We start from the raw sequence: 25,229 nt of genomic DNA, 5'->3' as shown, positions 1-25,229 counted from the left end.
AAGAATACAAAATTATCTAAAAACTAAATAATACCCAGAATCAATGCTCCCACAAGCATAACAATTGAAGAACCTATCGCCCATTTTAAAGTAAACTTCAAATGATCCGAGAATTCAACCCCCGCCAAAGAAACTAATAAATAAGTAGAAGGCACCAGCGGACTCAGAAGGTGTGAAGCCTGTCCTACCAAACTTGCTCTTCCTAAAATATCGGGTGGAATTCCTAGTTGATTTCCCGTTGCTGTAATAATAGGAAGTATTCCAAAATAGTAAGCATCATTGGTGAGGAAAAATGTCAACGGAACACTGAACACAGCTGTAATAATATTCAGAAATCCGCCCCAGCTCTTAGGAATAATCTCTATCATACTATTTCCCATTGCCTGCATAATCCCAGTACCATTTAATATTCCTGTAAAAATCCCTGCACCAAAAATCATTCCTGCAACCGACAATGCATTACCTGCATGCTTTGAGATTATTTTCTGCTGATCCTTTAGTTTGGGATAATTAATAATTGCTGCAATACAAAATGCAATCATAAATGCTACTCCTAAGGGGATAATATCAAGAATCATTACAGAAAGAAGAACAATTGTAAGGATAAAATTGATAATCAGCAGCTTGGGTCTGCGAAGCGTACTATCTTCATCCCCAACTATATCCTGTTTATTGTATTTTGTAAATTTTCCGTACTTCAGTATTCTCTTTTTTTCTTTTACACCTAAAATATAGGCCACAATAAATACCCATATAATGCCTATAACCATTACCGGAATCATCGGAACAAAAATTTCGGTATGACTAAGTTTCAAAGAACTCATCACCCGGGCGGTAGGCCCACCCCAAGGAAGAATATTCATGATACCCCCGGCCAGCATAATAATACAGGTAAGTACCAGAGGGTTCATACCTTGTTTTTTATACAGCGGAAGCATTGCTGCAACAACAATAAGATATGTAGAGGAGCCATCTCCATCCAAAGAGACCAATGTTGTAAGCAAAGCTGTTCCTATTGTGGTTTTCACAGGATTGTCTCCTACAATTTTTAAGATAAACTGAACGAGCGGCTCAAAAAGCCCCGTGTCGATCATTAAGCTGAAATATAAGATTGCAAAAATGAGCATGACTCCTGTAAGTGCAATTTCTTTTACTCCTTCCTTCATCATTCCACCTAATTCCGGACCAAAACCTGCAACCAAAGCGATAAGAACTGGTACCAAAACCAAAGCAGTAAGAGGAGTCATTTTTTTCTTCATGATGAGCGCCATGAAAATAGCGATCATTAAAAAACCAAGAAATGTAAGCATAGCTATAAATTCGTTATGATGTTATTGTTTTTCTTTTTTTCTCCAGTCAAAATTGTTTCTAAAGCCTAAGAATCCATAATTACTGGTTTTCCCTGTTTCTAACTGGTTTATAAAAGCCAATTCAATAGCAGAATTCCTTCCTACCTTCATTCCAAACCCTGCAGTTATACGATTACTGTCAAAAGGCTCATCTTTCACCATATTCATTCTAATTTCATTTTTCAGAATTCCATATAGCTTCTCCTTCTCTCCTTTCCGATTAAAGGGAATCCTTATGGAAAGGAGATAACGGATTCTTACAATAAATTCATCAGGGTTGTTTAGGAATCGTTCTTCCACACGAAACCTATTGGAAATGGAAGTTCTTCCGATATTACTTTCCAGAGTTACCTGTTGGAAAGGTCTTTTCTCGTAACGTATTCTTTTAGTATTATCAGAATTATAAGATTCCAGAACAAGGAACATTGCCCCCGCTGCTGGTTTTACGCCTTTTGCAACCTCATAATCGAGATATGCATTCAGCAAAAAAAGCCTTGTATCATAAGCCAAATCAAAAGATCTATACTGCGTAAGTGCTGTCAGCGTACTTTTATCCGATACCTGAGCGGTCATTAGATACTGAAACCACATATTGTAATTATCTTTGCTCTGCCCTTTTGAAAAACCAGCAAAAACGGTTACAATAATGAAGGTTAATGTTAATTTAGTTTTCATGTAATATTTGGTTAACATTCTAGTTTCTCAAATATATTTATTCGGAAAAGTGCTTCCGGAATTTTTCAATCAATGGCAATTTTTATCAACGAACTGCATTTTGAGTAGAAAAGATATTATATTTGGCAATCCCCAAAATGGGAGGTATAAAGATGTTTTTAATTGCCAACATAATTATAATATTACTGATTATAAGGATTTTATTTAACCCTAAAATCCTAAAATCACTTATGGAATATCGCTGGAAGCTTTTACTGAGGTTTCAGCACATTTTTTTCTTTTTTGTCTTTATTTTAATGACATTTTTTACCGAAAACTACTTCCTTAGTATGCCAGATCTTCTCTGGAGTGTTATTTTGAATAGTATTTTTAATATTGGTGTTTACTATTTGGTCTATTATTATCTGGTTCCTTATTTCTATCTTTCAAATAAATATCCGGAGTTTATTCTTTATGCACTTATCTGCTTTTTGGTTTCCAGCCTATTCAGAATTCTTTGGGAACCGGCTTTGTTTAATATGGATTTCAATAAAGAAGGCTCACATATCAGTTTCCTGTATAATGTATATATCTACCAGGGCATTGTAATATTGGTCGCTTCATTCTTAGGGATTACGAAAGATAAGTTTTTAATCGAACAAGATGTTATCGACCTTGGAAAAGAGAAAGACGAGTTGTATCTTAATTTATTAAGATCAAAATTAAACCCTCATTTCTTACTGAACACGCTTAATAATATTTATGCCAACAGTTTTACACCTTCTGTAGCTACCTCCAACTCTATTTTGCAGCTTAGTAAGCTTTTACAATATATCATATACGACAGCAGCAAAGAAAAAATAAATGTAGTACAGGAATTATCTTCTGTAGAAGCTCTGGCAGCGTTATATCAGTTAAAGTATAACAATCAACTCGATATTGAATTTGATATCCAGAACAAGGAAACTCTGGAGCTCATTGAGATTCCACCATCCCTTTTCCTTACTCTTTTTGAGAATGCACTGAAACATTCTGCAATAGGAGAAAATCCGGATAGTTTCATAAAACTGATATGTAAAACGGAAGATTTTGTCTTGGTTTTTGAGATTCTTAATTCTATTGATAAAAACAGAAGTTTACCTGTTGAAACAGGATATAATGGATTAGGCAACAAGGCTATTATTCGTATATTAGAAAAATACTATCCTGAAAAATTTGACTTTTTTTCAGAACAGGATGGTAATTTTTACTACAAAACCATTTTAAAAATTAATTTAAATGAATGACCTGACTGTCGTAAATATTGATGATGAATACCCTGCCCTGCAAATTATAAAGCAATATTGTGAGCAAATTGAGGGCATTGATTTATCGAAATCTTTTCAGAATCCACAGGAAGCATTAATATATCTTGAAGAGAACAAAGTTGACCTCATTATACTGGACATTAATATGCCCGGAATAAACGGAATTGAGCTCTTGCAGCAACTTTCCTATAAACCGCTTTGCATTTTTCTGACCTTAGAAACCCAATATGCTGTAAAGGCTTTTGAATTGGATGTTGTCCATTATCTCGTAAAGCCTGTAGATTTTGAGACCTTTAATAAAGCAATTAATAAAGCAAAAGATTTTTTACAGTTTAAAAATCTCTCCAGTAATAGCCCTCAGAAAGATTTCATTATGTTTAAATCCGATTATATCATGAATAAGGTTTTCTTAAAAGATATCCGATGGATTCAGGGTTTCGGCGAGTATATCATCCTTATCACCCCTTTGAAAAAATATATGATACTGGAAAGAATGACCAATTTTGAGGAAAAGTTTAAGAATTTCGGATTTATAAGAATTCACAAATCCTATATTGTTTTATCTTCTTCCATTAGCTCTTACGACTCTAACAATGTCTACCTAAAGGACGGACATAATCTGCCTTTAGGTAGAACTTATAAAAATATTTTAAAGAACATTTTCACAATATAATCAAACTGTTTCTTGATATATTAAGAGTTTCTGCAGCTATATAACATTATAGATCAAATAGCTGTGCTTAAAACTTATAGCTATATCCTAATCTTATCACCTGTGTTTCGTAATAGTCATCACTTGTATATTTAAATCCGGATCCCTGAATTTGTTTTTTAATTATCATTGTATTTAGAAGATCTGTTGCATTCAGGAATATTTCTCCTTTGCCATTTTGCACAGATTTCTTAATACCTGCATCTACTGAGAATCTTGTTTTTATTCTTCCCTGTGGTATAATATCCGGAGCGAGATAAACAACTGTTACTTGAGCATCGAGGCCATTTGAAAATTTGAATATATTATTAAATTTTATGTTTCCTGAAATGGCTGTTTGCTTCTCCGCTGAAAAAAAAACTGGCTGTGGATACAGGTTTTCGACCGAAAATGCATTGATCTGATTTCTGTACACATTTCCATTAACATTAAAAGAATATCCTTTTGAAACTTTTTGATTCCAAATCATTTCCAATCCGGAATTATAGCTTCTTCCTGCATTTTGGAATACTGCATAGATGAGTGTACTTTCAGGGACAATACTGGAAATTCTGGTAATCGTTCCATTTGCAAAACGATGGTATAAAGCCGAATACAAATAACCATTACCCCAATTATATTTATGTCCTAATTCTATTGAATTGGTGAACTGAGGTCTCAAACCGGGATTTCCAACTTTTATAATCTCTGCATCGTCATATTTCGGGAAAATTCGAATGTCGACTTCATTAGGGCGGTCTACTCTTCTGTTATAGAAGATAGATAGCTTATTACGATCATTCAGTTTATAGGCTAATCTAAAATTCGGGAAAGGCTGTGTATAATTATAGCTGTCGCTTTTATAAGTAGGATGATTCGGGTTAACATCATACTGTATTTTCACGTATTCCAACCTCAGTCCAAGTTCTGCTTCCCATTTTGCATTTTCGAAAACATAATTCCCATACACAGCAGGAATCAACTCTTTATAAGTAGCCCAACCTCCAGCATTGACATCTAATACTGAGTTCGCTCCCGGAATAAAATTCATATTAGTCGGAATACTTCTGTTTCTCAATTTAATTCCGGTTTCTATACGTCCGTATTTCAAAGGCTTTACATAATCTACATTAAAATCATATACCTGTTCATCGGATAGTAATTTAAAAGCATCTGTTCCTGTTGAATTAGGCAAATAATTATCGTAAAAATATTTCTCATCTTCCCGATGGAATGTATAATTGAATCCAACATTTAATACATGTCCGGCTTCTTTAAATTTATGCTGATAAGAGGCTGTCCCCATTATAGTTGTCTTTAATTCGTCTTCTAAAAACTGCCAAAGACGCAGACGCTGAGAAAGATCTCCATTGAAAAAAGGTTGGTCTCCGCGGTCAATAATTTTTTCGCTTCCATAAAGTCCGGAAATTGTCAGTGTATTTTGGGAGTCAATATTCCAGTCTATTCCTGCTTTTGTAGTCAGGTAATTCGTATTTCTGTTTCTTTTCAATTGGGAGTTGATCACTGTTCCGTTGTCGTAGACTCTTGTTACAAACTCGTTCTTATTAAGTGTTTGTGTGTACAAATTATCAACCTGCAGAAAAGCATTTATTTTATCTTTTCTGTAATTTAATGACAGCGAAGGATTTATTTTTGGTGTGATTGTATACTGTGGTCTTATTGTAGGAAGGTTTTCTTTTCTTATCCAAAATGACCCTGTACCATAGGTAAAACCGATCTTACCATTCCAACCATTTTGTTTATTTTTCTTCATGATAATATTAATGATTCCGGCATTTCCGTTTGCATCATATTTTGAAGAAGGATTATTAATAATCTCAATTTTATCAATCGCTGAAGCCGGAATATTATCTAATCCCGACTGACTTCCAAAGCCTGTCAGTGCAGTCTGCTTACCATCAATTAGTACTGTTACTTTGTCGTTTCCGCGAAGCTGCACCTTTCCATCCTGAACGGTAATACCCGGTAGATTTTGCATGCTTTGAAGCACAGAACCTCCGTTTTGGCTAATGTTATCTGCTACAGAATAGGTCTTTTTATCAAGTTGGTTACTTATTTCATTCTTTTTTGAAGACGTTAAAACAACTTCCTCAATTTTTGTTTCTTTATCACTTTTAATTTGTTCAAGTTCCACAGACGGAATCTCAAGAAATTCGGAAAGGCTTCCAATAAAAACAGATTGGGTATGGGAGCTGTATCCCGAGACAGAAAATTCCAGATCATAATTATCAGGTTTTATTCCCGCTATAGAAAATCGGCCTTCTTCGTTAGTAATGGTTCCGGATACAAACTTCTTTTCCTTCGCGGTCTTTAGGGTAACTGTAGTGTATGGTAAAGCAGTTTTGTTCTTACTGGTTACAATTCCTGAGATTGTTACAGAAGAAATCTGTGCAAACAAGAAATTGACAAATACCAATGAAAGAAATAACGAAAAACCTAAAATCTTTTTTTGCATGAATTTGTGTCTTTAAAATTATTAATGACACAAATTTGTAACCTGATTTAGAAGAAATTTAGAATTCTATAAGTTTATGGAAAAAATATGCTGGTTATTTTCAAATTTGTAAGCGACCGTCCACCCATGAAATGTACATATTTCTTTGATAATTGCAAGACCTAAACCACTGCCACCTTTATGGGATGATAATGATGAAAATCTTTTAAATAGTAAATCTGTATTCAACTTCTCTGTTCCGGAATTGGAGATTTCAAAAGCAGCATTAGTAAGTTTTATAGAAATTGTACCACCAAACGGAGTATGACGGATGCTATTCAAAATAAGATTATTGATCAGGATTTCTGTTAAGCTTCCATTTCCATGTACTTCTACTTCCTCAGAAACATTTTCCCGGATTGTAATATTTTTCTGATCAAAATGTTCTTGTAAGGTCTCTATACTCTGATGAAGTAGTGTATTGAACAGAATCGTTTCAGAGTTATCGAATTGATTATTCTCTATTTTAGCAAGTAGCAAAAGGTTCTTATTGATTCTGGCGCTTCTCATAAGCGCTTTATTCATTTCCTCCGTAATCTGATATTGCTCTTGTGTAAGATCCTTGCTTTGCAACAGAAGGTCAAGCTTATTTTTCAAAATAGCCAATGGCGTTTGTAATTCGTGTGAGGCATTTTCAGTAAATTCTTTCTGTGTTTTATAAACCATAATATTATGCTCTATCAATTTACTTAGTGACCTGTTCAATTCTTCAAACTCCAAAGTATCGGTCTTATTAAATTCGATTTTGGTCTGGTGATTCAGATTGAATTTTTTCAGCTTTTCTAAAGTATCCCGAAATGGCTTCCATACAGAATTTGAAAGTTTTCTGTTGATAAATAAAAATCCCAAAACGATAGCCATAAAGAAAAAGAATGTTGTAATCGCAATTACAACAATTGTTTCCTGAGATTCTTCGATATTGGTTTGAACTGTAAAACGAAATGGCTTATTATTTACATAAATGATTGTAGAAAGTGCTCTGAATCGGTCAATATTAAACTCCTTAGTATAGGATTTCTGCTTCTCGTAGGTAAAAATGCTGTCCTTTAGCTTATCATTATTTTTGATATTCTGAATATTTGTTCCGGGCTGAATATCATTCCAAAGTTTTATACTTTCTGATAGTTTTTCATCTGTCAGCTTTAGCCGATTGAGCTCATAAGCTGTTTTTTCTGCAATGATTTTATTATGTTCATCCAATTCAGTCTTCCATATTGTATCGACAACCCAATAATAAACGGGAACACTAATAATGAGTACAAAGAACACATAGATTAGAAATGGTCTGGTAATTTTGCTTAATAACGGCTTCATACATCAACTATTTAGAAGTTTCTTCCCATTTGTACCCGGTTCCATATACTGTTTTTAAATATTGGTCGCATCCAGCATCATACAGCTTTTTCTTCAGATTTTTAACGTGGGCATACACAAAATCATGATTGTCCAGCATATCTGCAAAATCTCCGGAAAGATGTTCTGCCAATGTACTTTTAGAAATCACTCTATTTTTATTTCCTACAAAGTAGATGAGTAAGTCAAATTCTTTTTTGGTAAGTACAATTGTTTGATCATTTACAGATACAGTTTTTGCCAGAAGATCAATTTGTAATTCGTTTTGCTTTATAACATTGGAGTTACTGAATTGTTTTCTGCGGATAAGAGAATAAATTCTGGCCATTAATTCTGAGAGGTGAAAGGGCTTTGTAAGGTAATCATCGGCTCCTAGGTGCAGTCCTTTTATTTTATCGTCCAATGCATTCTTAGCCGAAATAATAATGACCCCATCTTGTTTATTCTGCTCCTTTAATCCTTCTAAAATAGCAAGACCATTTCCATCAGGCAAAGTAATATCCAGCAAAATACAGTCGTAGTGAAAGTTTTCTATTTTTTGTATTGCGTCTTTATATGTTGATGCAAACTCACATAGATAGTTCTCTTCTGAAAGGTATTCAGCTATACTTTTAGCCAATTCTATTTCGTCCTCTATTATTAGTAGCTTCATTTTACAAATCTATAGGTTCAATTCTGAATAAATTTTGAATTAAAATAGAAATAAAATTTTATTTATGAGATACATGATGATAAATGATATTTATAACAAAAAAAGACCACTATTCAGTGGTCTTTTTTTCATCCTTGTGTTACGATACAAAGCTTGAACTCTTTGCAAAAATTATGCTCTGGAAAATATTTTTATCTGCTTAGTACTCGTCAGTATACTATAGAATAACATCCCTGCCGCTAAAAGAGCATAACATACCAGAATAATTATATTTAAAGCTCCTACTGCATATTCCGAAGAGAAAAACTGACTTATAAGGGTTAAAAATGATAATCCCAATCCCGCTCCCAGAAAGTAGCTTGTCGTTCCTAAGCTAGATGCTACTCCGTAATTAGCTGGTTCTACATCCTGAATTCCGAGTACCGATAAAGCGGTAAAACAAAAAGTCATTGCTATTCCCGAAATACAGGCCGCCCCCATCAATACAAATACCAAAGGATGTCCGGTAAAAACGGAAACTAGTAATAGCAATGCACCTGTAAGCATGAATACCCATCCTAAAGCACCTAATCTATAAGAATTTAAACGTTTTGATATATTAGGCAGAGCATATTTGGCAACCAACGCAGACATTATACTAAAAGGAACAAGCATTAATCCCGAGGATGCAGCATCATAATTCATATCTTTCTGAAGCATTAATGAAATAAGGAACAAAAATCCAATGAAAAAAGCACCTAAAAGAAAAAATGCAAGATTAGAGATAACCAATGATTTGTGTCTGAATATCTGCAGGTTTACTAACGGATAAGAAACTGTCCGCAACCGGTAGATTACAAATTTCAAAAATACTACAGGAAGTACTAAAGAGGCTATAATTATTACAGGGTTTTCTTTGATATGTACCAATTCATGTACACCATAAGTTAAACTTAGAAATCCTAACACTATAAATACAGCAGAGACCATGTCCGTTTTAGCAGCTTTATTGGGCTTATCTGCAGGCAAATAGTAATATGCAGCTACCAATGTTATAATAAGAATAGGCACATTAATCAGGAAGACCCAATGCCAGCTTAGATAGGTGCTTATAATTCCGCCAATAGAAAGGCCGCTCCCCGATCCTATTGCTGCAAAAGAACCAAAAATTGCCATTGCCCTGTTCCGTTCTTGTTCTGCCAGGAAAGTATTCGTTACAATTGATACAGCAGAAGGCATTATAAATGCAGCCCCCAGTCCCTGCAGCGCACGAAATACTGCCAACACCTCAAAACTTGTAGACAACCCGGCTCCTAATGATGCCAGCATAAAAGTAAGTGCCCCAAATAAAAACACCATTTTTCTTCCTATTTGATCCGAAAGCTTTCCGCCAATAATAAGGAATCCGCCAAAGAAAAGAACATAAAAAGTCTGCAACCACTGTGCAGTCTCGGATGTAATATGGAACTGCTCCTGGATTGAAGGAATTGCCAGATTGATCACTGCAATATCCAATGCCTCTACAAAAGTCCCTATTGAAGCTAAGATTAATATTATTTTTTTTCTCCTGTCCATCATATTTTAATTCAATAATTCTAAGCAATAGCTTTTGGCAACACACAACTTCTTTACTACACAATGTCAGTCAAAATCCAACAAAACATTGCATAACAACAATTTACAATACAAAAAAGCTATTTTGATGTTGCAAAAATCAAAATAAAAACAATTCAGAAAAAGGACATTTGTCCCAACTATGATAAAATTTATACGTAATTGGACAATTTATACTATACTTTTGTTGATGTTTTTCAGGTAATTAGAAAAAAAACTCAGAAATATTTACATTTTTTCAATCTTCCCCAACATGCTATAAATCTAGGTTTTTATCATATCTCAATTAGCATTTCATTATTTATTTATATACAAAAGCAATATTTTATTTTGTATTTGATAAAAATTTGTATATTAGCATCATGATATGACAAAAATTATATCAAAAACCAAATCACGCTTAATTAATTATTATGAAAAAAACATCCATTCCTCTATTGATGGTAGAGATATTATCGTACACACCCCCCAATTTGTGTATTTAGAGAAAAAGCACTTCAATTTCAGCAAAAATTAATCAGTACAGACCTTTAGCACAAACGCTCCTAAATGGAATTGTTACGTAGCTATATCAATAACAGCCGATTTTATCATCTGTTTTAAAAAGTATTTTATACTGATTTATACATTCTGAAATAATTAAAATAATTTTTTACAGAAGTTAAGATATTCTTATAAAAAAGTTTAAAATGAAATTTATTAATCATAATTGTATACAACCTTGATAGGAGTAGAAGTTAAATTAAGATTATCCTTTCAATAAAGCTACACTGTAAATTATCTGAAAACAGGATTGACATATTTTATTAAGCAATGTCAGAAGAATTATAAACCAAATTTAACACTAAATATTATGGAATTACACAAGAAGATCCTACTTGGATCATTTATCTCGGTTGCATTGGTATCATGTAATACCAGCGATAATGTGGACGAAAGCACTCCACAAGGATTAACAGAATTGAAAGCCGTACCAAAAGCAGATATCCCTGCCGGCTTCGAAAACACACACATGTGTAAAGATGTTTATCTTCCAGGAACTGACCCAAGAGGAGCTGTTATTAAAAGTACAAAATGGCCAAATGGCAGCGTAATTACTGTAAGCTTGAACGGTGGAACAACCAAAGTTCGTAGCAAAGTAATGCAATATGCCCAGGAATGGTCTAAGTATGCTAACATCACTTTTAAATTTATTACTAGTGGAACAGCACAAATCCGGGTTACCTTTACACAAGGAGCAGGATCTTATTCCTATTTAGGAACGCAGGCTCTTAACCGTCCTTCTAATTCTGAAACAATGAATTTCGGTTGGTTTAACGATTCAACAACTGATACAGAATTCAGCAGAACAACTATTCATGAATTTGGACATGCACTAGGTATGATACACGAGCACCAGCATCCTTTAGCTGCTATCCCATGGGATAAAGAAAAAGTGTATACCTATTATGGAGGTTATCCTAACTATTGGTCAAGAGCACAAGTAGACAGTAACCTGTTTGCAAAATATTCTACTACACAAACGCAATATAGTGCTTATGATACACAATCTATTATGCATTATAGCATTAGTAGCAACCTGACAACCAACGGATTCAGTGTTGGCAGCAATACTGTTCTGTCTTCTACTGATAAGCAATTTATTGGAACAGTATATCCAAAATAATAACTACATTTAATTAAACAATTGTCTACCCTGATCACACAGGGTAGACTTTATTTATATATGATTATGAATAAATGGTCTCTCCTGCTATTTCTTAGTTTTCTCTCCTCTTTGGCAAACGCTCAGGAAAAAGAGCAACGATCTTACATTATGCCATATGTTGGCTGGAATCAGGAAAAACTCAACTGGAATATTGCAGGCAACGAGAATGGACAATACCCTAATGTATTATCTGAATTAAAATGGCAACAGTTACGTGGACCGGAAATGGGAATTATTTCCGCTGTATCAATCTCATCAAGGTTCCAGGTAAAATGGGACTTCAGTTATCAGGCTATTACCTCGGGAACCGTAAATGATACGGATTATGCAGGCGATAACAGAGCACTTAAAACTGCAGAATTCAATCTACAGGCCGATAAAGGTTATACAATTAAAACCCGTCTGGAATTATCCTACCTTCTATGGTCTAACCAAACATTTTCTTTTAGCCCACATGCAGGATATTTTGGAAGCTACCAGAAGCTGTATATGTTGGATGGTGACGCTCCGCTTATTCCCGGAAAAGAACTGAGAAGTACGTATAAGCCTCAATGGCATGGTGCAGTTCTTGGTTTAGAAACAAACTTCAAAAAGGAAAATTGGAATGTTAATCTCGACATCAGTGGTATGTATTTCCCCCAATATTCAGCTACCGCAGATTGGAATCTTCGGGAAGAGCTTAGAAGGCCTGTCAGCTTCGAACACAGATCCAAAGGAACAGGTTGGGATGCAGGACTCCGTATTGGATATCAGCTAGGCCAACGTGTTCAGCCTTTTGTATCTGCAAGATACACACAGATAGAAGCAGGAAAAGGAACAGATAAATTATATATGGCAAACGGAGATATTTACAAAAGCAGACTGAATGAAGTTAATTCTACCAGCATCAGTTTTGGCATAGGTGTTAAAATATTATTTTAATATCTAATTATTATATAAATAAAAAAGACCATTGAAAAATGGTCTTCTTGTTTCTGAGTGCTCGCGGAAGGAGCAGACCCCAACCTTTAGAGCTATAATTAATGGTATACTTATCAGAAATCGCATCTACTTATATACCAGCTAATTATAAAATATTTCAATCTGAATTTCTATAAAAAGGTTGTATATTTTTTCTGTAGAATAAAAAAACTACATAATGTTAATCTAATCTTTATATTTGTACATATTGGAATATAACCAATAAATAAGCTGATTTATAAATAAAAACTAACCATAAACAAAGAATATTAAATAATGGACAAAATTAATTTATTAAATAATGGACAAAATTAATTTATTAATTATTGTAACTATAATTTCTTTGTTTATTTCAGTTTTTCTTGCCTTATTTCTGGTTACAGTTAAAACAAAGTACAAAACAAGTAATTATCTGTTCGCAGCTTTTTTAATAATAACTGCAATAGATACCAGTGAACCTTTGTTTAATATGATAACTGATGGTCCCTCAAATTTGGGAATGTTTAGAAATACTTTTGCTTTCCTGCAAATTCCGGTTTTTTATCTCTATGTGGTATCGGTTTGCTACTCTGATTTCAAACTTAGACCTAGACATTTACTACATCTGTTTCCCTTTTTAATTGTAAGTTTAGTTTTACTGCCCCGTTTTTATTCGGTAGACACTGCTTCTAAAATTGATTTTATCCAAAATCGTCAGAATATGATAGAGATACAGTTTACACACCTTCTTTTTCATATTCAGATTGTTGTTTATCTTATTGCAGTTTTCAGGATATTAAGAAAAACAAAAAAACTATATCTTGAAAATTATGCCGGAACCCATATTAATTCCTACAATTGGTTGTTTCAGTTTACAAGCGTGCTGACTTTTCTATATTTAATTGTCTTTTTAAAAAATATTTTTAAGTTTTCCGATTATCCATATATCTCTGAATGGATAAAAATTGGTATCACAGGACTTGTTTTGTTTATTATTTGCTGGTATCTATTCAAGGCATTAAGCAACCCGGGGTTATTTAGAAATGTTGATTCTAAATTAAAACTTGTTTCCGAGATTGTTTCAGAAGAAAAAAACAGTGAGCCTTCAGGAGCACATGAAAAGGAATATAATGAAGAACTCCTGAGACTAAAGGAATATATGGCCGAAGAAAAACCTTTTCTAAACTCTTCACTGACGATTCAGGATATCTCCCGTGAAATTGAAATTCCTGTCCGGGAATTATCTCTTTTAATCAATCATCAATTAGGTCAACATTTTTATGATTTTGTAAATGCCTATAGGATAGAAAGTGCTATGGGTATTCTAAAAGACACAACAAAAAATAAGGTAACTATCCTTGAAATCTTATACGAAGTTGGTTTTAATTCAAAATCTTCTTTTAATACTGCTTTTAAAAAACACACCGGCAACACGCCAACCACCTATCGCAAAAACATGTAAATCAGTGCCTTGTAATTACTCGTACTCTTTTTTGTAAAGATTCGCACTCTTTTTTTTACACAAATTCGACCGATTGCATTTACTCGGTCGCATGGCTTCAATGTCTTCTACATCTTTGTATCGAAATAAATTTTTAACATCAAATACGATACAATGAAAACTTCATCAAAATTTTTAGCAGCGCTATTATTTATAAGCAGCTTTTCTTTTGGGCAAAACATTTCCCAAAAGATTGATTCTATAATAAGTGATAATTACAAAAAAAATCCGGAGGTCGGAATTAGTGTTGGTTTTATCAATAATAATGAAGAATATTATACAAGCCATGGTAATCTGAATGCAGAAAGTCAGATTCAAATTAATAAAAACTCCCTATTCGAAATTGCGTCAATCACTAAAATCTTGACTTCAAATTTAATTGCTCAGGCAGTTTTGGATCATAAAATAAAGTTAGATGATTACATAGACCGGTTCCTTCCTGAAGAATATGTATTGCATCAGAATCTTCGAAACAAAATTAAAATTTCGGATCTGGCATCACATCAATCTGGTTTACCTGATATAGATTTTGCAAAATTAATAGAACAAGATCCACAACAGCCTGTAAATAGTATAACAGCGCAAACATTAGCTTCTATAATCAATAATTGCAGTGAACTAAAGGATTATGGTAAATACCGTTATTCTACAATTGGATATACCTTACTGGGACAAATAGTCGAAAAAGTGTATGGCAAAAATTATGATGAAATTATTAAAGCCAAAATAATAAAACCATTACAAATGGTGAATACACTAACTAAGGATTTTAATGTAAAAAATAGAACAACTGCTCACAATCCCGATGGAGGCATTCAGGAATTTTTCAAATGGAACATTACAGCACCAGCAGGATTGGTAAAATCTACTGCTTCCGATATGGTTAAGTATTTAAAAGCAGTCCTTAATAAACAAACAGCTGTAGGTAAAGCTGCTATCATCACAGAAGGAATCGTGTACAAAGATGAAAAAAGAGAAATGGGATTAGGGCTCAACATTGTAACAGACGATAAAAATACAATCTATATGAAATCAGGAGATTCTATGGGGCAGTCCTCAATTATCTGCTATAACAGGCATAAAAAATGGGGAATTATAATACTTCTCGATCAGAGAAATTCAAAAATGAGACAAGATCTGTTGAATAAAATTTATGATACAGTTCTGAAATAAATAGCCACAAATAGAACAGCTTGGAAGCCCTTTTAACTTAAAAAACTATACAATGAAAAACAGCTTTTATTTACTGATCGTTATACTCATAATGATGAGTTGCAGTATGAGTAATAATGTAATGACATCAAAAAAGAATTATAATTTTCTTACAGATAGCCTAAAGATAAATCAACAATTAGAAAAGTACAAACTTCCGGGATTTAGCCTTGTTGTTTTTGAAAATTATAAGATTGTATATTCAAGCCAGGTAGGAGTGAAATCAATGGACTCTAAAGAAAAGATAAATGAAAATACTGCCTTTTCTACAGCATCAATTTCAAAACCAATAACAGCACTTCTTTGCCACATTCTTGAAGAAAAAGGCTTAATTAACCTGAGTGATCCAATAGATAAGTACTTAAAACGTTGGCATTTGCCAAAAAGTAAGTTTACGGAGAATAATAGCCCAACATGGAAACAATTTTTGAATCATACCGCCGGTACAAGTCAGGGTGGATTTGAAGATCATTATGAGGGAGATACAATTCCGACCATAAAGCAAAGTCTTTTGGGTCAAATACCAAGATACGATAAGGAAATTGAATTTTTGTTCGCACCGGGAACCAGTTTTGAATATAGTGGTGGTGGCTATGTAATTGTCCAAATGGCATTAGAAGACACTCTGAATAAATCTATTGCAGAACTTGCACAAGAGTATATTTTTTCTCCACTTGGAATGAAGAATACTACAATGATTCAGCCTAATGAAAAAGGATTTTTATCAAATGTAGCACTAGTTCATGATAAAGATGGAAAAGTAATTAGAACAGGATTACCAATAACACCACAAGTGGCACCTTCCGGAATGTGGTCAACACCAATAGATTTAGCTAAACTTTGTATCGAAATACAAAATGCTTTACGTAATAAAAATAATAAAGTGATTTCTCATCAGGTAGCAAAAAAAATAACCGAAGTAACGGCTTTTAAAAATGCGGTTGGAGGATGGAGTTATGGCTGGCAAAAGTCTTTTGGTTATAGTAACTATGACTGGTTTTCATGTAATGGTTCTAATACCGGAGTTGGAGGTAATATTCTGGCTTCCATGACAGATGGTAATGGCATGGTATATCTTGCCAATGGTGAAAAGCCAAATCGTTTTCCTGTCATGAATCAGACCAGAAGAAATGTCCTTACATTGATGGATTGGAATAAAACAACTAATGAAGATATTCAGGAAATACCATTAAGTCTAAAAAAACAACTTATCGGAACTTATGACGATTTCTTATATGGACAGGGAATGGAAACCAAAATAGTAGAAAAAAACAATCGTCTTTATGTTGAATCTCAACTTTTGGATTTTTTTAAAGGAAAGAATAATAATGAACTGTTGTATCTCAAAAATGGTTTGTTCAAAATTGTAGATTATCCAAACCTATTGAAATTGGATTTCAGCAATGGAAAATTGAATTCTGTTACCTTAAAAAGAGATACTTTGAAAACTAAAATTCTACTTAGTAATAAAGATAAACAATAACTTATTCCCAATGAAAAATTACTCAAAAACAATATTATTTTTAGGAATTAGCTTTCTCTCCTTCAACAGTTTTTCACAAACCAAAACAATTAAGGAAGAGCTCAACTTAACGAAAAATCAGACCGATCTTTCCAATAAATTATCAAAATATATGCAAGCCCAGGCAGACGTGAATGGATTTAGCGGCACCGTTCTGATTGTCAGAAAAGACGCTGTGCTTTTGCGGAAGGCTTATGGTTTAGCAGATTACGAATGGAATATTAAAAACACAACTGACACCAAATTCCCATTAGCATCGGTAACAAAGCAATTTACAGCAACCGCAATTCTTCAACTAGTAGAAAAAGGAAAATTATCACTTGATAACAAATTAAATAAATTTTTCCCAGATTACCCTAATGCCGAAAGTGTTACCATTCATATGTTGTTATCACATTCTTCCGGACTTGCCCTAGGGTTTAAAGAACTGGCTTTAAGCACCATATCAGCTGATTCCGCCTATAATGAGATAAAAAAAATACCATATGAATTTTCGCCAGGAACTAAAAGCGAATACAGTAATATTGGGTATTATTTATTAGGTAAGATTATTGAAAAAGTATCAGGAGAAGAATATGCAGTTTTTCTGAAAAAAAATATATTTGAAAAAGTAGGAATGAAGAATACTGGAATTAGTAATAATGATTCGATAATTCTGAAAAAAGCAAAAGTTTATTACCACGCGGAAAATAAGTTAGCTCATAATCCATATATCAATTGGGGATTTAACATTGGACATGATGGTGTTTATTCTACTATTGAAGATTTGGCGTTATGGGACAAAGCTCTTTACAGGACATCTATTTTATCAAAAGAAATGAAAAACCGAATGTTTACCTCCTATAATGACCACAACTTTGGATATGGCTTTCTTGTCAACCCTTTCTACAATCAAGGACATCAATTAATCGCACATGATGGCGGTTTTTTTGGGACAATGACTTCCTTCAACCGTTATACAGATGATGGTTTGTTTATCACTGTTCTTTCCAATAATCAGTCTCCGGCATATATGCTTGCATACGGATTAGCTGCAATATACTTTGGTAAAGAGGTTGAACTCCCATATCATCATAAGAGAGTCAGTAATAATCTTTCTCTTTACAAGCATTTTGAGGGTGATTATGAAGATATCAAAATTCGTAACGACAATGGAAAGCTCTATTATAATGACTTTGATATTGAATTACTTCCGGAATCAGATAATAAATTTTTCAGATCAGATGATGATAACAGAACTGTTGAATTCATTAAAGATTCCAAAGGGGAATACTCTACTATTAAACTGACTAAAGCCGGAGTTGCGGAGATACGAAAGAAAACATTTTCAAATAAATAATTACCAATTATAATAAACATTATTATAATAATTCAAATTAAAATTTTGACAATTATATATTTATCAATTATAAATTTTACATATTTTTGATAATAATTAAAAGTATATAAAAACAAAATCAATAAAAAAATATAAATAATATGTCTTTTCAAACTTATATTAAAAATATTGAAGAAAAAACCGGAAAATCTCGTTCAGATTTTGAGAAACTAGCTGCTGAAAAAGGCTTTGTGGAAGAGGGAAAAATCAAAAAAGGAGTAAAAGCAACAGAAATAATCAACTGGTTAAAGAAAGATTTTGAATTGGGACATGGACACGCAACAGCAATGTATGCATATATTAATGGAAAACGTGAATAATAGTAGATATCAGTTTTTTATTAATAACATTCAAAAAACAAAATATCCCTCTCTATAGAGGGATATTTATACGTGAGCGCGGGAGGAGTCGAACCCCCAACCTTTAGAGCCGTAATCTAACGCTCTATCCAATTGAGCTACGCACCCGTTTAAAGGTTTGCAAATATAGTACTTTTTTTCTTTCTTTGAAGAATGAAAGCACTTTTTTTGTCATCAGGTCTCCTATTTTTTCTGTTTTCTTGCAAAAAAACAGAGCAGAATTTTCCAAAAGAAGATACTCAGATTTCTCAACGACTTCATTTTAAAGAAGATAAAGATAACTTCAGGATTACCTCAGGAAAATTCGATATTGAGCTAAAAAAATCAGTTTTTCCGTTAAAAAAAGTGATCTTCCTGAATTCAACACTTATCGGATATATGACCGAGCTTGGATTGGAGGATAAAATTGTCGGAGTATCCAGCCCGGAATATATATTCTCAGAGAAAATTCAACAGCTTATTCAGTCCGGAAAAATCCAGAATGTAGGATCTGAACAAAAATATGATATAGAAAAAATACTGGCTCTAAAACCTGATGCTGTTTTCACCAATTATATAGCTTCATTCGAAAATACTTATGAGCTGCTGAAGAAAAATGGTATTAAGATCATCTTCCTTGATGAATACATGGAACAAAAGCCTTTGGAAAAAAGTGCCTATCTGAAACTATACGGAAAGCTATTTGGGATTGAGAAAAAATCAGATTCTCTGTATAACCTTATCGAGAAAAATTACAATCAACTAAAACTTCAGGCTTCACAGGCAAAAGACAAACCGGAAGTTATCTGTAATGAGATGTACGGAAACCAATGGTTCGTTCCGGGTGGAAATAGCTTTGCAGCGCAATACTTTAAAGATGCCAATGCCAGCTATCCATGGCAGTCTTTGCCTAATGAGAACTCGGTTCCGCTAAGCTTTGAGGAAGTTTTTGCAAAATCCACCAAAGCAACTTATTGGGTAAATGTTGGAGAATATAAAAAGAAAAGCGAGTTATTGGCCTTTAATCCTGTATATGCAAAGCTTCATCCTTTTAAAAATGGAAAAGTATATAGCCTGTATGGCAGCGTGAAAGGTAAATCCAATGATTATTTTGCTTCCGGTGTAGTTCGTGCCGATAAAGTACTTCATGACTATGTGAATATCTTCCACCCAAACCTGTTGAAAGATACAACTATGGTGTATATGAAGGAACTCAAATAAAAATGTCATAATACAGATTATAATAAACCATCCCAATGAAGAGAAGTTTAGCTTTTATATTTGCTGCATTAGGATGGTTTGCCATTATTGCGCAATATTATCTGATGATTGAAAACAGAACTGTTTCTGTTTCTGAAGCTACAATAAGATTCTTCAGCTTTTTTACTATTCTTACCAACATATTTGTAGCTCTTTATTTCAGTATTATCTCCTTTTCCCGGAACAAATCCGTTTCTTTAATCAACGCTCCCGGAACACTTACATTTCTTACTATTTACATTGCTGTAGTAGGATTAGTTTATCAGGTTGCACTCAGACATCTTTGGTACCCTCAGGGAATACAGAGACTTGTTGACGAATTACTGCACTCCGTTATTCCAATCCTGGTTATTCTCTTCTGGTATCTGTATGAACCAAAGAAAAATCTGAAATATAATATGGCCATAAAATGGTTCTCCTATCCTCTCGTCTATTTCATCTATATTCTTTTACGCGGCAATCAGTCCGGATTTTATCCTTATCCTTTTGTTGATGTTTCAATATTAGGCTTTGCGGGTGTTATCCAAAATGCATTTTTCCTGTCCCTCTTTTTCCTTGGCCTATCCTCAGCTTTTATTTTTATGGGAAAGCTGCTGGATAAAAAATAGATTTATCAATATATCTTCTGAAAATTGCATATTTTGGTATAACGATAATTTATAGCCAACAAGGTGACTAATCTAAATAAACAACTTATACATAAAGTCTTAACTTACACCATTGCGGCTGTATGGCTGACAAATGGATTATTCTGCAAAGTTCTGGGGCTTGTTCCCCGGCATCAGGAAATTATAGCCCAAATTCTGGGACGGGAATATGCAAAACCAATCACTTTATGCATAGGCTTTGCAGAAATACTAATGGCAATATGGATTATATCGGGTTGGAAATCCAGATTAAATGCCATTCTCCAGATACTGGTAATTGTGATGATGAATATATTGGAATTCACTATTATTCCCAATTTACTTCTTTGGGGAAAAATGAACATAATTTTTGCCGTAATGTTTTGTGCCCTTATTTTCTATAATGAATTCATTTTATCCAAAAAGCTAAAACATTCGATACCATGAAATTACTGAAAGATCATCCTTTTGCTGTAGAAGCTTTTTTTAAAAGTTCTGTAGTATTGACTTTTGCTGTGCCCAAAGAACAGTTGCGGGATCTAATTCCGGAATGTTTGGAGCTGGATACTTTTCAGGATGAATGGGCATTTGTTGCGGTTGCTATGGTACAGACTTCCGGACTTCGCCCTAAAGGCTTTCCAAAATTTATGGGCAATGATTTCTTTCTTATTGGCTACAGAATATTTGTTCGCTTTACTAATGAAAAAGGCAAAAGGCTTCGTGGATTATACATTATAAAATCTGAAACCAATAAACGGAAAATGGAGTTTTTCGGCAATATATTTACCCATTATAATTATACAACTACAGATATTACCCAGTCCGAAAACAGTGAAATAAGATCAATACAATCCCGTAAATCAAACTTCACATTGGCTATAAACAAGAATAATCAAAACATTCTTTTGCCCGAAACCTCTCCGTTTAATGACTGGAAAGAAGCCCGAAGGTTTGCTGGACCACTCCCCTTTACTTTTACGTATAATAACGAAGACAAGAGTGTACTTGTTATAGAAGGAGTCCGACAGAACTGGACACCGGAACCTATACAGATTCAGGATTATCATTTTGATTTTCTGGATTCGCTCCAGTTGAAAGGTTTGGTTCTAGCTAATGCTTTTGAAATAAAGAATATACCTTATTATTGGAAAAAAGGAGTATTGGAGAGATGGAAGTAAATAGAAAACCTTTTCAGGGTGTCATTAATATTATCCGGTTCAACTGGCATTTCTATGTAATAGCATTTGTTGTACTGGTTTGTTTGGCGATTTCCGGCCGCTTGCTGTCCTCTGACTTGCAAACTGTTATAAACGTAACGATTATTCTCGCCACAGCTTCTGTTATGATATCTTTAGCGGTATCATATTATATTTATGATTTGTCAGGTCTTTATAAGCTTCGTTGGATACAAACAGGTAAACAACAACAAAGTCTGCTAAATATAAATGCCGGCTTTGACGAAACAAGTAAATTAATCAAACAAAAATGTCCAGACTCTGAATTGAGTATTTGTGATTTTTACAATCCCAGATTACATACTGAAGTTTCTATAAAAAGAGCCAGAGCAGCCTATCCGCCTTATCCCGGAACTATTTCTGCAAAAACAGACTATTTACCCTTTCAGGATGAAACTTTCGACCAGATATTTGCCATCCTTGCTGCCCACGAAATAAGAGATGAACAGGAAAGAATATTATTTTTCAGACAACTTCGCCGCATTCTAAAACCTGATGGTCAGATTTTCATAACAGAACACCTTCGCGATCTAAACAACTTTTGGGCATATAATATAGGATTTATGCATTTTCATTCCCGGAAAACATGGTTGCACTCCTTTGAGAAAGCTGGATTTATTATAAAAGAAGAACAAAAGTCAACACCATTTATAACCACATTTATACTAGAAGTCAATGGAAACTCATTATAAAATAATTGGAAGTATTTTGATCTTTTTAGCACTAGTTCATGTAATATTTCCTAAATACTTTCACTGGAAAAAAGAACTTCAGTCACTGAGCCTAATAAACCGGCAAATGATGTCTGTTCATACGTTTTTCATTACTCTTACGGTACTATTAATGGGTATATTATGCCTCACAAATACAAAAGAATTAATTACTACTTCTTTAGGAAAAACAATTAGTCTGGGATTTGGAATATTTTGGACAGTTCGTTTAATTTTCCAATTTTTTGTTTATTCACCAGTACTATGGAAAGGGAAAAAATTTGAAACGATCATTCATGTTGTCTTTTCCTTACTATGGATTTATCTTAGCTATATCTTCTTAGCCGTTGGTCTCCAATAATCCTGACTAAAAGACTATAAGATATATTGCTCTAGCAGCCATTCAGTAAACTACAAATTAATACTTTTATCCATTTTTATATTTGTATTTTTACAACTCATCAAAAAAGGTGTTATACATATTTTGAACAGTTGCAGTAGTGTATGAAGATAAGAACAGAATTTTATAAACCCGACAATAATATCCTGAACAAATACATTGAGGGATTTTATTTTATTTCCAAACAGGAGATTGAAAATTCTTTTAGTTATCAGACCTTTCCAAACAATTACAACATTGTTTCTGCTTATCTGAATTCAGATGTAAAACTGGAAAAAGGTCAAATCACAGTTTCTTCTGCAGAGAGCAAGTTTACCTCTACTCTTGTAAAAAAATATATTACGCCGATAGAAATAAAAGTCAATGCGATAGTAGACGAAATTACAATCTATTTTAAACCTGCCGGTCTCAACTATTTTATAGACGATATATCTTCTCTATTCGAAAATGATTTTAGCTACTTCAATCCTTTTGGTGATTATGAAGCTGAAATGACAAAAGTACTACTAACTAAGGAAAGGAATATTCAATTGGAATTGTTGGAAAAATATTGGATTTCAAAACTTATTCAAAAAGACTTCACCAATGTTGAGAGCTGGCTTTTGGACATCAATTCCACAATGAGTATAGAAGAAATTGCGAAGAAAAATAAAATTTCGAGACAATATCTGAACAAAATGTTCCAGAAATATGTAGGAAAATCGCCTTCTGAATTCCGAAAAATTAATAAGTTCAGAAACTCAATTAGCCAGAAGAATAATAACACCAACCTTATCGAATTATCTTTAGATGCTGATTTTTATGACCAGTCTCATTTTATCCGGAATTTTAAAGAACTTACTAAAGTAAATCCTGGCTCTTTTTTCAATAATGTTGATATTTCTAAAGAAAATATCTGGCTGTTTGAAGAATAGTTTCCATTTGTACAATTATAATAGTCCGGTGCATTTTATTTTTGCCCAACACTATTATATTATAAAACAACATGAAAAAGATATTTTAGCACTATCACTTATAACCGGACTGGTCTATATAGAAGCTCAAGATAATGCTATAAAAACAACCGAGCTGAATTTAGGTAAAGATTACCTGAAAATAGCAGCTCCAATAGCAAAAGAAATTGGGAATAATACCATTATAGGTCTTGGAGAAGGAACACACGGAACCAAAGAATTCAATGAAATAAGAGCTGCAATCTCTAAAAATTTAATCACCAAACAACATTTCAGTATCATATCCTTTGAATCACCATATGGCGATATGTTCTATCTGAATAAAGCTGTTAACTCTGATACGGATCTTAAAAGTGCCATGAAACAATATCTCCTTTCTATATGGCAGACTAAAGAAATTGAAGAATTCTTATTATGGGTAAGAAATTACAATAAGAAGAATAAAAATCAGATTTTGCTTACCGGAGCAGATTTTAACTTTGTATCCAATTCGGTTAAAATCCTTGAAAATGAATTTAAAGATAACAGCACGCTAAAAGTACTAATAGTTGATTTGCTGGCTAAAGCAAAATATCAGGATGATATGTGGAGCAAGCGAAATGATAAAAACTTCCGTGTCGATATGCCGGCAGTTATAAAAAATGGTACTCAAGCCTACGAATTAGCCAGTAATATTGAAGAAACGGTAAATAAAGATAATATTAGTATCTCCACAGAAGCAAAACTGGCATTACAAAACATCAAATTGGGCTTTAAAGTGATGTATGAGGCAAGCAAGCAAAATTATGATATTTCAAGAGATCAGATGATGGCGGAAATGGTTACTAAAACCCATCAGCTTTATGATAATAAGAAAGTCATAGTTATAGCTCATAATGGTCACATAGCTTTTACTTTCCCTTTTTCTGATGATTTAGGCATGGGTGGCTATCTCAAAAAGCAGTTTGGTGAAAAATACTATTCACTGGCAACATTAACAGCGTCTGGTACTTATAGTGCAACTTTGGATAATACAGATACCAATGACAACAAATACCAGGCATATCCGCTTCCTGCTCCATTAAAAGACAGCTGGCAAAATTATTTTTCAGAATTTAAAAATGAGAATTTTTACCTAAACCTTAGAGGTAACAATGGGAATCCGAAAGGAAATTTCTCTTTGGCTCTATGGGGATACTTTTATATGGATCCGGTAAAGTATGAAAAAAACATATACACTAAGAAGATCAATAATCTGAGTAATTACTTCGACGGCATTATTTTTCTTAAAAAAACAAATGCCTCTGAACATTTAAACTGATATCGTAAAACTATAATTAACAAAGAAGGAGCT

Annotated in this window: 22 protein-coding genes and 1 tRNA gene; 16 read left to right on the top strand and 7 right to left on the bottom strand. The window is 33.4% G+C overall.

Translation table 11 applies throughout. From position 1 onward, the window contains the following. Positions 1–23 precede the first annotated feature (23 nt). Entirely contained in the window at positions 24–1,310 is a 1,287-nt protein-coding gene (locus C8J95_RS09600; RefSeq protein WP_107808146.1) for a CitMHS family transporter, read from the bottom strand. Positions 1,311–1,331: 21 nt separating this feature from the next. Beyond that, on the bottom strand, positions 1,332–2,024 hold the full coding sequence (locus C8J95_RS09595) for a DUF2490 domain-containing protein (RefSeq protein ID WP_107808145.1): 693 nt from the start codon (positions 2,022–2,024) through the stop codon (positions 1,332–1,334). A 329-nt stretch (positions 2,025–2,353) separates the two neighbouring features. On the opposite strand from C8J95_RS09595, the gene C8J95_RS09590 reads away from it, so the two are divergent. Together C8J95_RS09590 and C8J95_RS09585 are read left to right on the top strand one after the other, a co-directional pair. Beyond that, a complete protein-coding gene (locus tag C8J95_RS09590) occupies positions 2,354–3,289 on the top strand; it encodes a sensor histidine kinase (RefSeq protein WP_255412769.1) in 936 nt (311 codons plus the stop codon). Continuing rightward, the gene (locus C8J95_RS09585) at positions 3,282–3,983 is read left to right on the top strand and encodes a LytTR family DNA-binding domain-containing protein (RefSeq protein WP_107808144.1); all 702 of its coding nucleotides are present in this window, start codon (positions 3,282–3,284) and stop codon (positions 3,981–3,983) included. The genes C8J95_RS09590 and C8J95_RS09585 overlap by 8 nt, the downstream gene beginning before the upstream one ends. A 67-nt stretch (positions 3,984–4,050) precedes the next feature. Here C8J95_RS09585 and C8J95_RS09580 read toward each other — a convergent pair whose 3' ends face one another. From C8J95_RS09580 to C8J95_RS09565, 4 genes are all read right to left on the bottom strand, one after another. Beyond that, on the bottom strand, positions 4,051–6,477 hold the full coding sequence (locus C8J95_RS09580) for a TonB-dependent receptor domain-containing protein (protein WP_107808143.1): 2,427 nt from the start codon (positions 6,475–6,477) through the stop codon (positions 4,051–4,053). A gap of 66 nt (positions 6,478–6,543) precedes the next feature. After that, positions 6,544–7,830, bottom strand: coding sequence for a HAMP domain-containing sensor histidine kinase (locus tag C8J95_RS09575; RefSeq protein WP_107808142.1), 1,287 nt, complete (start codon positions 7,828–7,830; stop codon positions 6,544–6,546). Between the two features lie 7 nt (positions 7,831–7,837). After that, positions 7,838–8,521, bottom strand: coding sequence for a response regulator transcription factor (locus C8J95_RS09570; RefSeq protein WP_107808141.1), 684 nt, complete (start codon positions 8,519–8,521; stop codon positions 7,838–7,840). 171 nt (positions 8,522–8,692) lie between these two features. After that, positions 8,693–10,078 carry an MFS transporter gene (locus C8J95_RS09565; RefSeq protein ID WP_107808140.1) on the bottom strand — a complete coding sequence of 462 codons (1,386 nt, stop codon included), beginning with the start codon at positions 10,076–10,078 and terminating at the stop codon, positions 8,693–8,695. A gap of 889 nt (positions 10,079–10,967) precedes the next feature. Here C8J95_RS09565 and C8J95_RS09560 point away from each other — a divergent pair. The 7 genes from C8J95_RS09560 to C8J95_RS09530 all read left to right on the top strand — a co-directional run bounded on the left by C8J95_RS09560 (position 10,968) and on the right by C8J95_RS09530 (position 18,694). Beyond that, positions 10,968–11,780 carry a M12 family metallopeptidase gene (locus C8J95_RS09560; protein ID WP_107808139.1) on the top strand — a complete coding sequence of 271 codons (813 nt, stop codon included), beginning with the start codon at positions 10,968–10,970 and terminating at the stop codon, positions 11,778–11,780. Between the two features lie 66 nt (positions 11,781–11,846). Beyond that, positions 11,847–12,743 carry an omptin family outer membrane protease gene (locus C8J95_RS09555; RefSeq protein ID WP_255412768.1) on the top strand — a complete coding sequence of 299 codons (897 nt, stop codon included), beginning with the start codon at positions 11,847–11,849 and terminating at the stop codon, positions 12,741–12,743. A gap of 739 nt (positions 12,744–13,482) precedes the next feature. Continuing rightward, positions 13,483–14,223 carry an AraC family transcriptional regulator gene (locus C8J95_RS09550; RefSeq protein ID WP_255412767.1) on the top strand — a complete coding sequence of 247 codons (741 nt, stop codon included), beginning with the start codon at positions 13,483–13,485 and terminating at the stop codon, positions 14,221–14,223. Positions 14,224–14,376: 153 nt separating this feature from the next. Next, entirely contained in the window at positions 14,377–15,435 is a 1,059-nt protein-coding gene (locus C8J95_RS09545; RefSeq protein WP_107808136.1) for a serine hydrolase, read from the top strand. 52 nt (positions 15,436–15,487) lie between these two features. Further along, the gene (locus C8J95_RS09540) at positions 15,488–16,957 is read left to right on the top strand and encodes a serine hydrolase (protein WP_107808135.1); all 1,470 of its coding nucleotides are present in this window, start codon (positions 15,488–15,490) and stop codon (positions 16,955–16,957) included. 10 nt (positions 16,958–16,967) lie between these two features. Then, positions 16,968–18,335 carry a serine hydrolase gene (locus C8J95_RS09535; RefSeq protein WP_107808134.1) on the top strand — a complete coding sequence of 456 codons (1,368 nt, stop codon included), beginning with the start codon at positions 16,968–16,970 and terminating at the stop codon, positions 18,333–18,335. A 140-nt stretch (positions 18,336–18,475) separates the two neighbouring features. Next, positions 18,476–18,694 (top strand): DUF4287 domain-containing protein, encoded by a 219-nt coding sequence (locus C8J95_RS09530; RefSeq protein ID WP_107808133.1) that lies wholly within the window; start codon positions 18,476–18,478, stop codon positions 18,692–18,694. A gap of 73 nt (positions 18,695–18,767) precedes the next feature. On the opposite strand, the gene C8J95_RS09525 is transcribed toward C8J95_RS09530, so the two are convergent. Then, positions 18,768–18,841: transfer RNA gene (locus tag C8J95_RS09525), tRNA-Arg, on the bottom strand. A 45-nt stretch (positions 18,842–18,886) separates the two neighbouring features. Here C8J95_RS09525 and C8J95_RS09520 point away from each other — a divergent pair. The 7 genes from C8J95_RS09520 (at position 18,887) to C8J95_RS09485 (ending at position 25,196) form a co-directional block, all read left to right on the top strand. Beyond that, positions 18,887–19,933 carry an ABC transporter substrate-binding protein gene (locus C8J95_RS09520; RefSeq protein ID WP_107808132.1) on the top strand — a complete coding sequence of 349 codons (1,047 nt, stop codon included), beginning with the start codon at positions 18,887–18,889 and terminating at the stop codon, positions 19,931–19,933. Positions 19,934–19,968: 35 nt separating this feature from the next. After that, positions 19,969–20,580: a Pr6Pr family membrane protein gene (locus C8J95_RS09515; protein ID WP_107808131.1), complete on the top strand. Its 612-nt coding sequence runs from the start codon at positions 19,969–19,971 to the stop codon at positions 20,578–20,580. Positions 20,581–20,643: 63 nt separating this feature from the next. Further along, the gene (locus tag C8J95_RS09510) at positions 20,644–21,045 is read left to right on the top strand and encodes a DoxX-like family protein (RefSeq protein ID WP_107808130.1); all 402 of its coding nucleotides are present in this window, start codon (positions 20,644–20,646) and stop codon (positions 21,043–21,045) included. After that, the gene (locus C8J95_RS09505; RefSeq protein WP_107808129.1) at positions 21,042–21,776 is read left to right on the top strand and encodes a DUF2071 domain-containing protein; all 735 of its coding nucleotides are present in this window, start codon (positions 21,042–21,044) and stop codon (positions 21,774–21,776) included. Before C8J95_RS09510 ends, C8J95_RS09505 begins: the two co-directional genes overlap by 4 nt. Continuing rightward, positions 21,767–22,525 (top strand): class I SAM-dependent methyltransferase, encoded by a 759-nt coding sequence (locus C8J95_RS09500; protein WP_107808332.1) that lies wholly within the window; start codon positions 21,767–21,769, stop codon positions 22,523–22,525. Before C8J95_RS09505 ends, C8J95_RS09500 begins: the two co-directional genes overlap by 10 nt. A 522-nt stretch (positions 22,526–23,047) precedes the next feature. Next, on the top strand, positions 23,048–23,857 hold the full coding sequence (locus C8J95_RS09490) for an AraC family transcriptional regulator (RefSeq protein ID WP_107808127.1): 810 nt from the start codon (positions 23,048–23,050) through the stop codon (positions 23,855–23,857). Then, on the top strand, positions 23,847–25,196 hold the full coding sequence (locus C8J95_RS09485) for an erythromycin esterase family protein (RefSeq protein WP_255412766.1): 1,350 nt from the start codon (positions 23,847–23,849) through the stop codon (positions 25,194–25,196). Before C8J95_RS09490 ends, C8J95_RS09485 begins: the two co-directional genes overlap by 11 nt. Positions 25,197–25,229 lie beyond the last annotated feature (33 nt).

This window comes from Elizabethkingia sp. YR214 (genome assembly GCF_003058195.1).
GTDB lineage: Bacteria > Bacteroidota > Bacteroidia > Flavobacteriales > Weeksellaceae > Elizabethkingia.
This window is presented reverse-complemented; position numbering and strand designations above follow the sequence as displayed.

Excerpts from the sequence above, each read along its gene's own strand:
- C8J95_RS09600 (WP_107808146.1), bottom strand. The coding sequence starts at position 1,310 with ATGCTTACATTTCTTGGTTTTTTAATGATCGCTATTTTCATGGCGCTC.
- C8J95_RS09595 (WP_107808145.1), bottom strand. The coding sequence starts at position 2,024 with ATGAAAACTAAATTAACATTAACCTTCATTATTGTAACCGTTTTTGCT.
- C8J95_RS09590 (WP_255412769.1), top strand. The coding sequence starts at position 2,354 with ATGCCAGATCTTCTCTGGAGTGTTATTTTGAATAGTATTTTTAATATT.
- C8J95_RS09585 (WP_107808144.1), top strand. The coding sequence starts at position 3,282 with ATGAATGACCTGACTGTCGTAAATATTGATGATGAATACCCTGCCCTG.
- C8J95_RS09580 (WP_107808143.1), bottom strand. The coding sequence starts at position 6,477 with ATGCAAAAAAAGATTTTAGGTTTTTCGTTATTTCTTTCATTGGTATTT.
- C8J95_RS09575 (WP_107808142.1), bottom strand. The coding sequence starts at position 7,830 with ATGAAGCCGTTATTAAGCAAAATTACCAGACCATTTCTAATCTATGTG.
- C8J95_RS09570 (WP_107808141.1), bottom strand. The coding sequence starts at position 8,521 with ATGAAGCTACTAATAATAGAGGACGAAATAGAATTGGCTAAAAGTATA.
- C8J95_RS09565 (WP_107808140.1), bottom strand. The coding sequence starts at position 10,078 with ATGATGGACAGGAGAAAAAAAATAATATTAATCTTAGCTTCAATAGGG.
- C8J95_RS09560 (WP_107808139.1), top strand. The coding sequence starts at position 10,968 with ATGGAATTACACAAGAAGATCCTACTTGGATCATTTATCTCGGTTGCA.
- C8J95_RS09555 (WP_255412768.1), top strand. The coding sequence starts at position 11,847 with ATGAATAAATGGTCTCTCCTGCTATTTCTTAGTTTTCTCTCCTCTTTG.
- C8J95_RS09550 (WP_255412767.1), top strand. The coding sequence starts at position 13,483 with ATGATAGAGATACAGTTTACACACCTTCTTTTTCATATTCAGATTGTT.
- C8J95_RS09545 (WP_107808136.1), top strand. The coding sequence starts at position 14,377 with ATGAAAACTTCATCAAAATTTTTAGCAGCGCTATTATTTATAAGCAGC.
- C8J95_RS09540 (WP_107808135.1), top strand. The coding sequence starts at position 15,488 with ATGAAAAACAGCTTTTATTTACTGATCGTTATACTCATAATGATGAGT.
- C8J95_RS09535 (WP_107808134.1), top strand. The coding sequence starts at position 16,968 with ATGAAAAATTACTCAAAAACAATATTATTTTTAGGAATTAGCTTTCTC.
- C8J95_RS09530 (WP_107808133.1), top strand. The coding sequence starts at position 18,476 with ATGTCTTTTCAAACTTATATTAAAAATATTGAAGAAAAAACCGGAAAA.
- C8J95_RS09520 (WP_107808132.1), top strand. The coding sequence starts at position 18,887 with ATGAAAGCACTTTTTTTGTCATCAGGTCTCCTATTTTTTCTGTTTTCT.
- C8J95_RS09515 (WP_107808131.1), top strand. The coding sequence starts at position 19,969 with ATGAAGAGAAGTTTAGCTTTTATATTTGCTGCATTAGGATGGTTTGCC.
- C8J95_RS09505 (WP_107808129.1), top strand. The coding sequence starts at position 21,042 with ATGAAATTACTGAAAGATCATCCTTTTGCTGTAGAAGCTTTTTTTAAA.
- C8J95_RS09500 (WP_107808332.1), top strand. The coding sequence starts at position 21,767 with ATGGAAGTAAATAGAAAACCTTTTCAGGGTGTCATTAATATTATCCGG.
- C8J95_RS09490 (WP_107808127.1), top strand. The coding sequence starts at position 23,048 with ATGAAGATAAGAACAGAATTTTATAAACCCGACAATAATATCCTGAAC.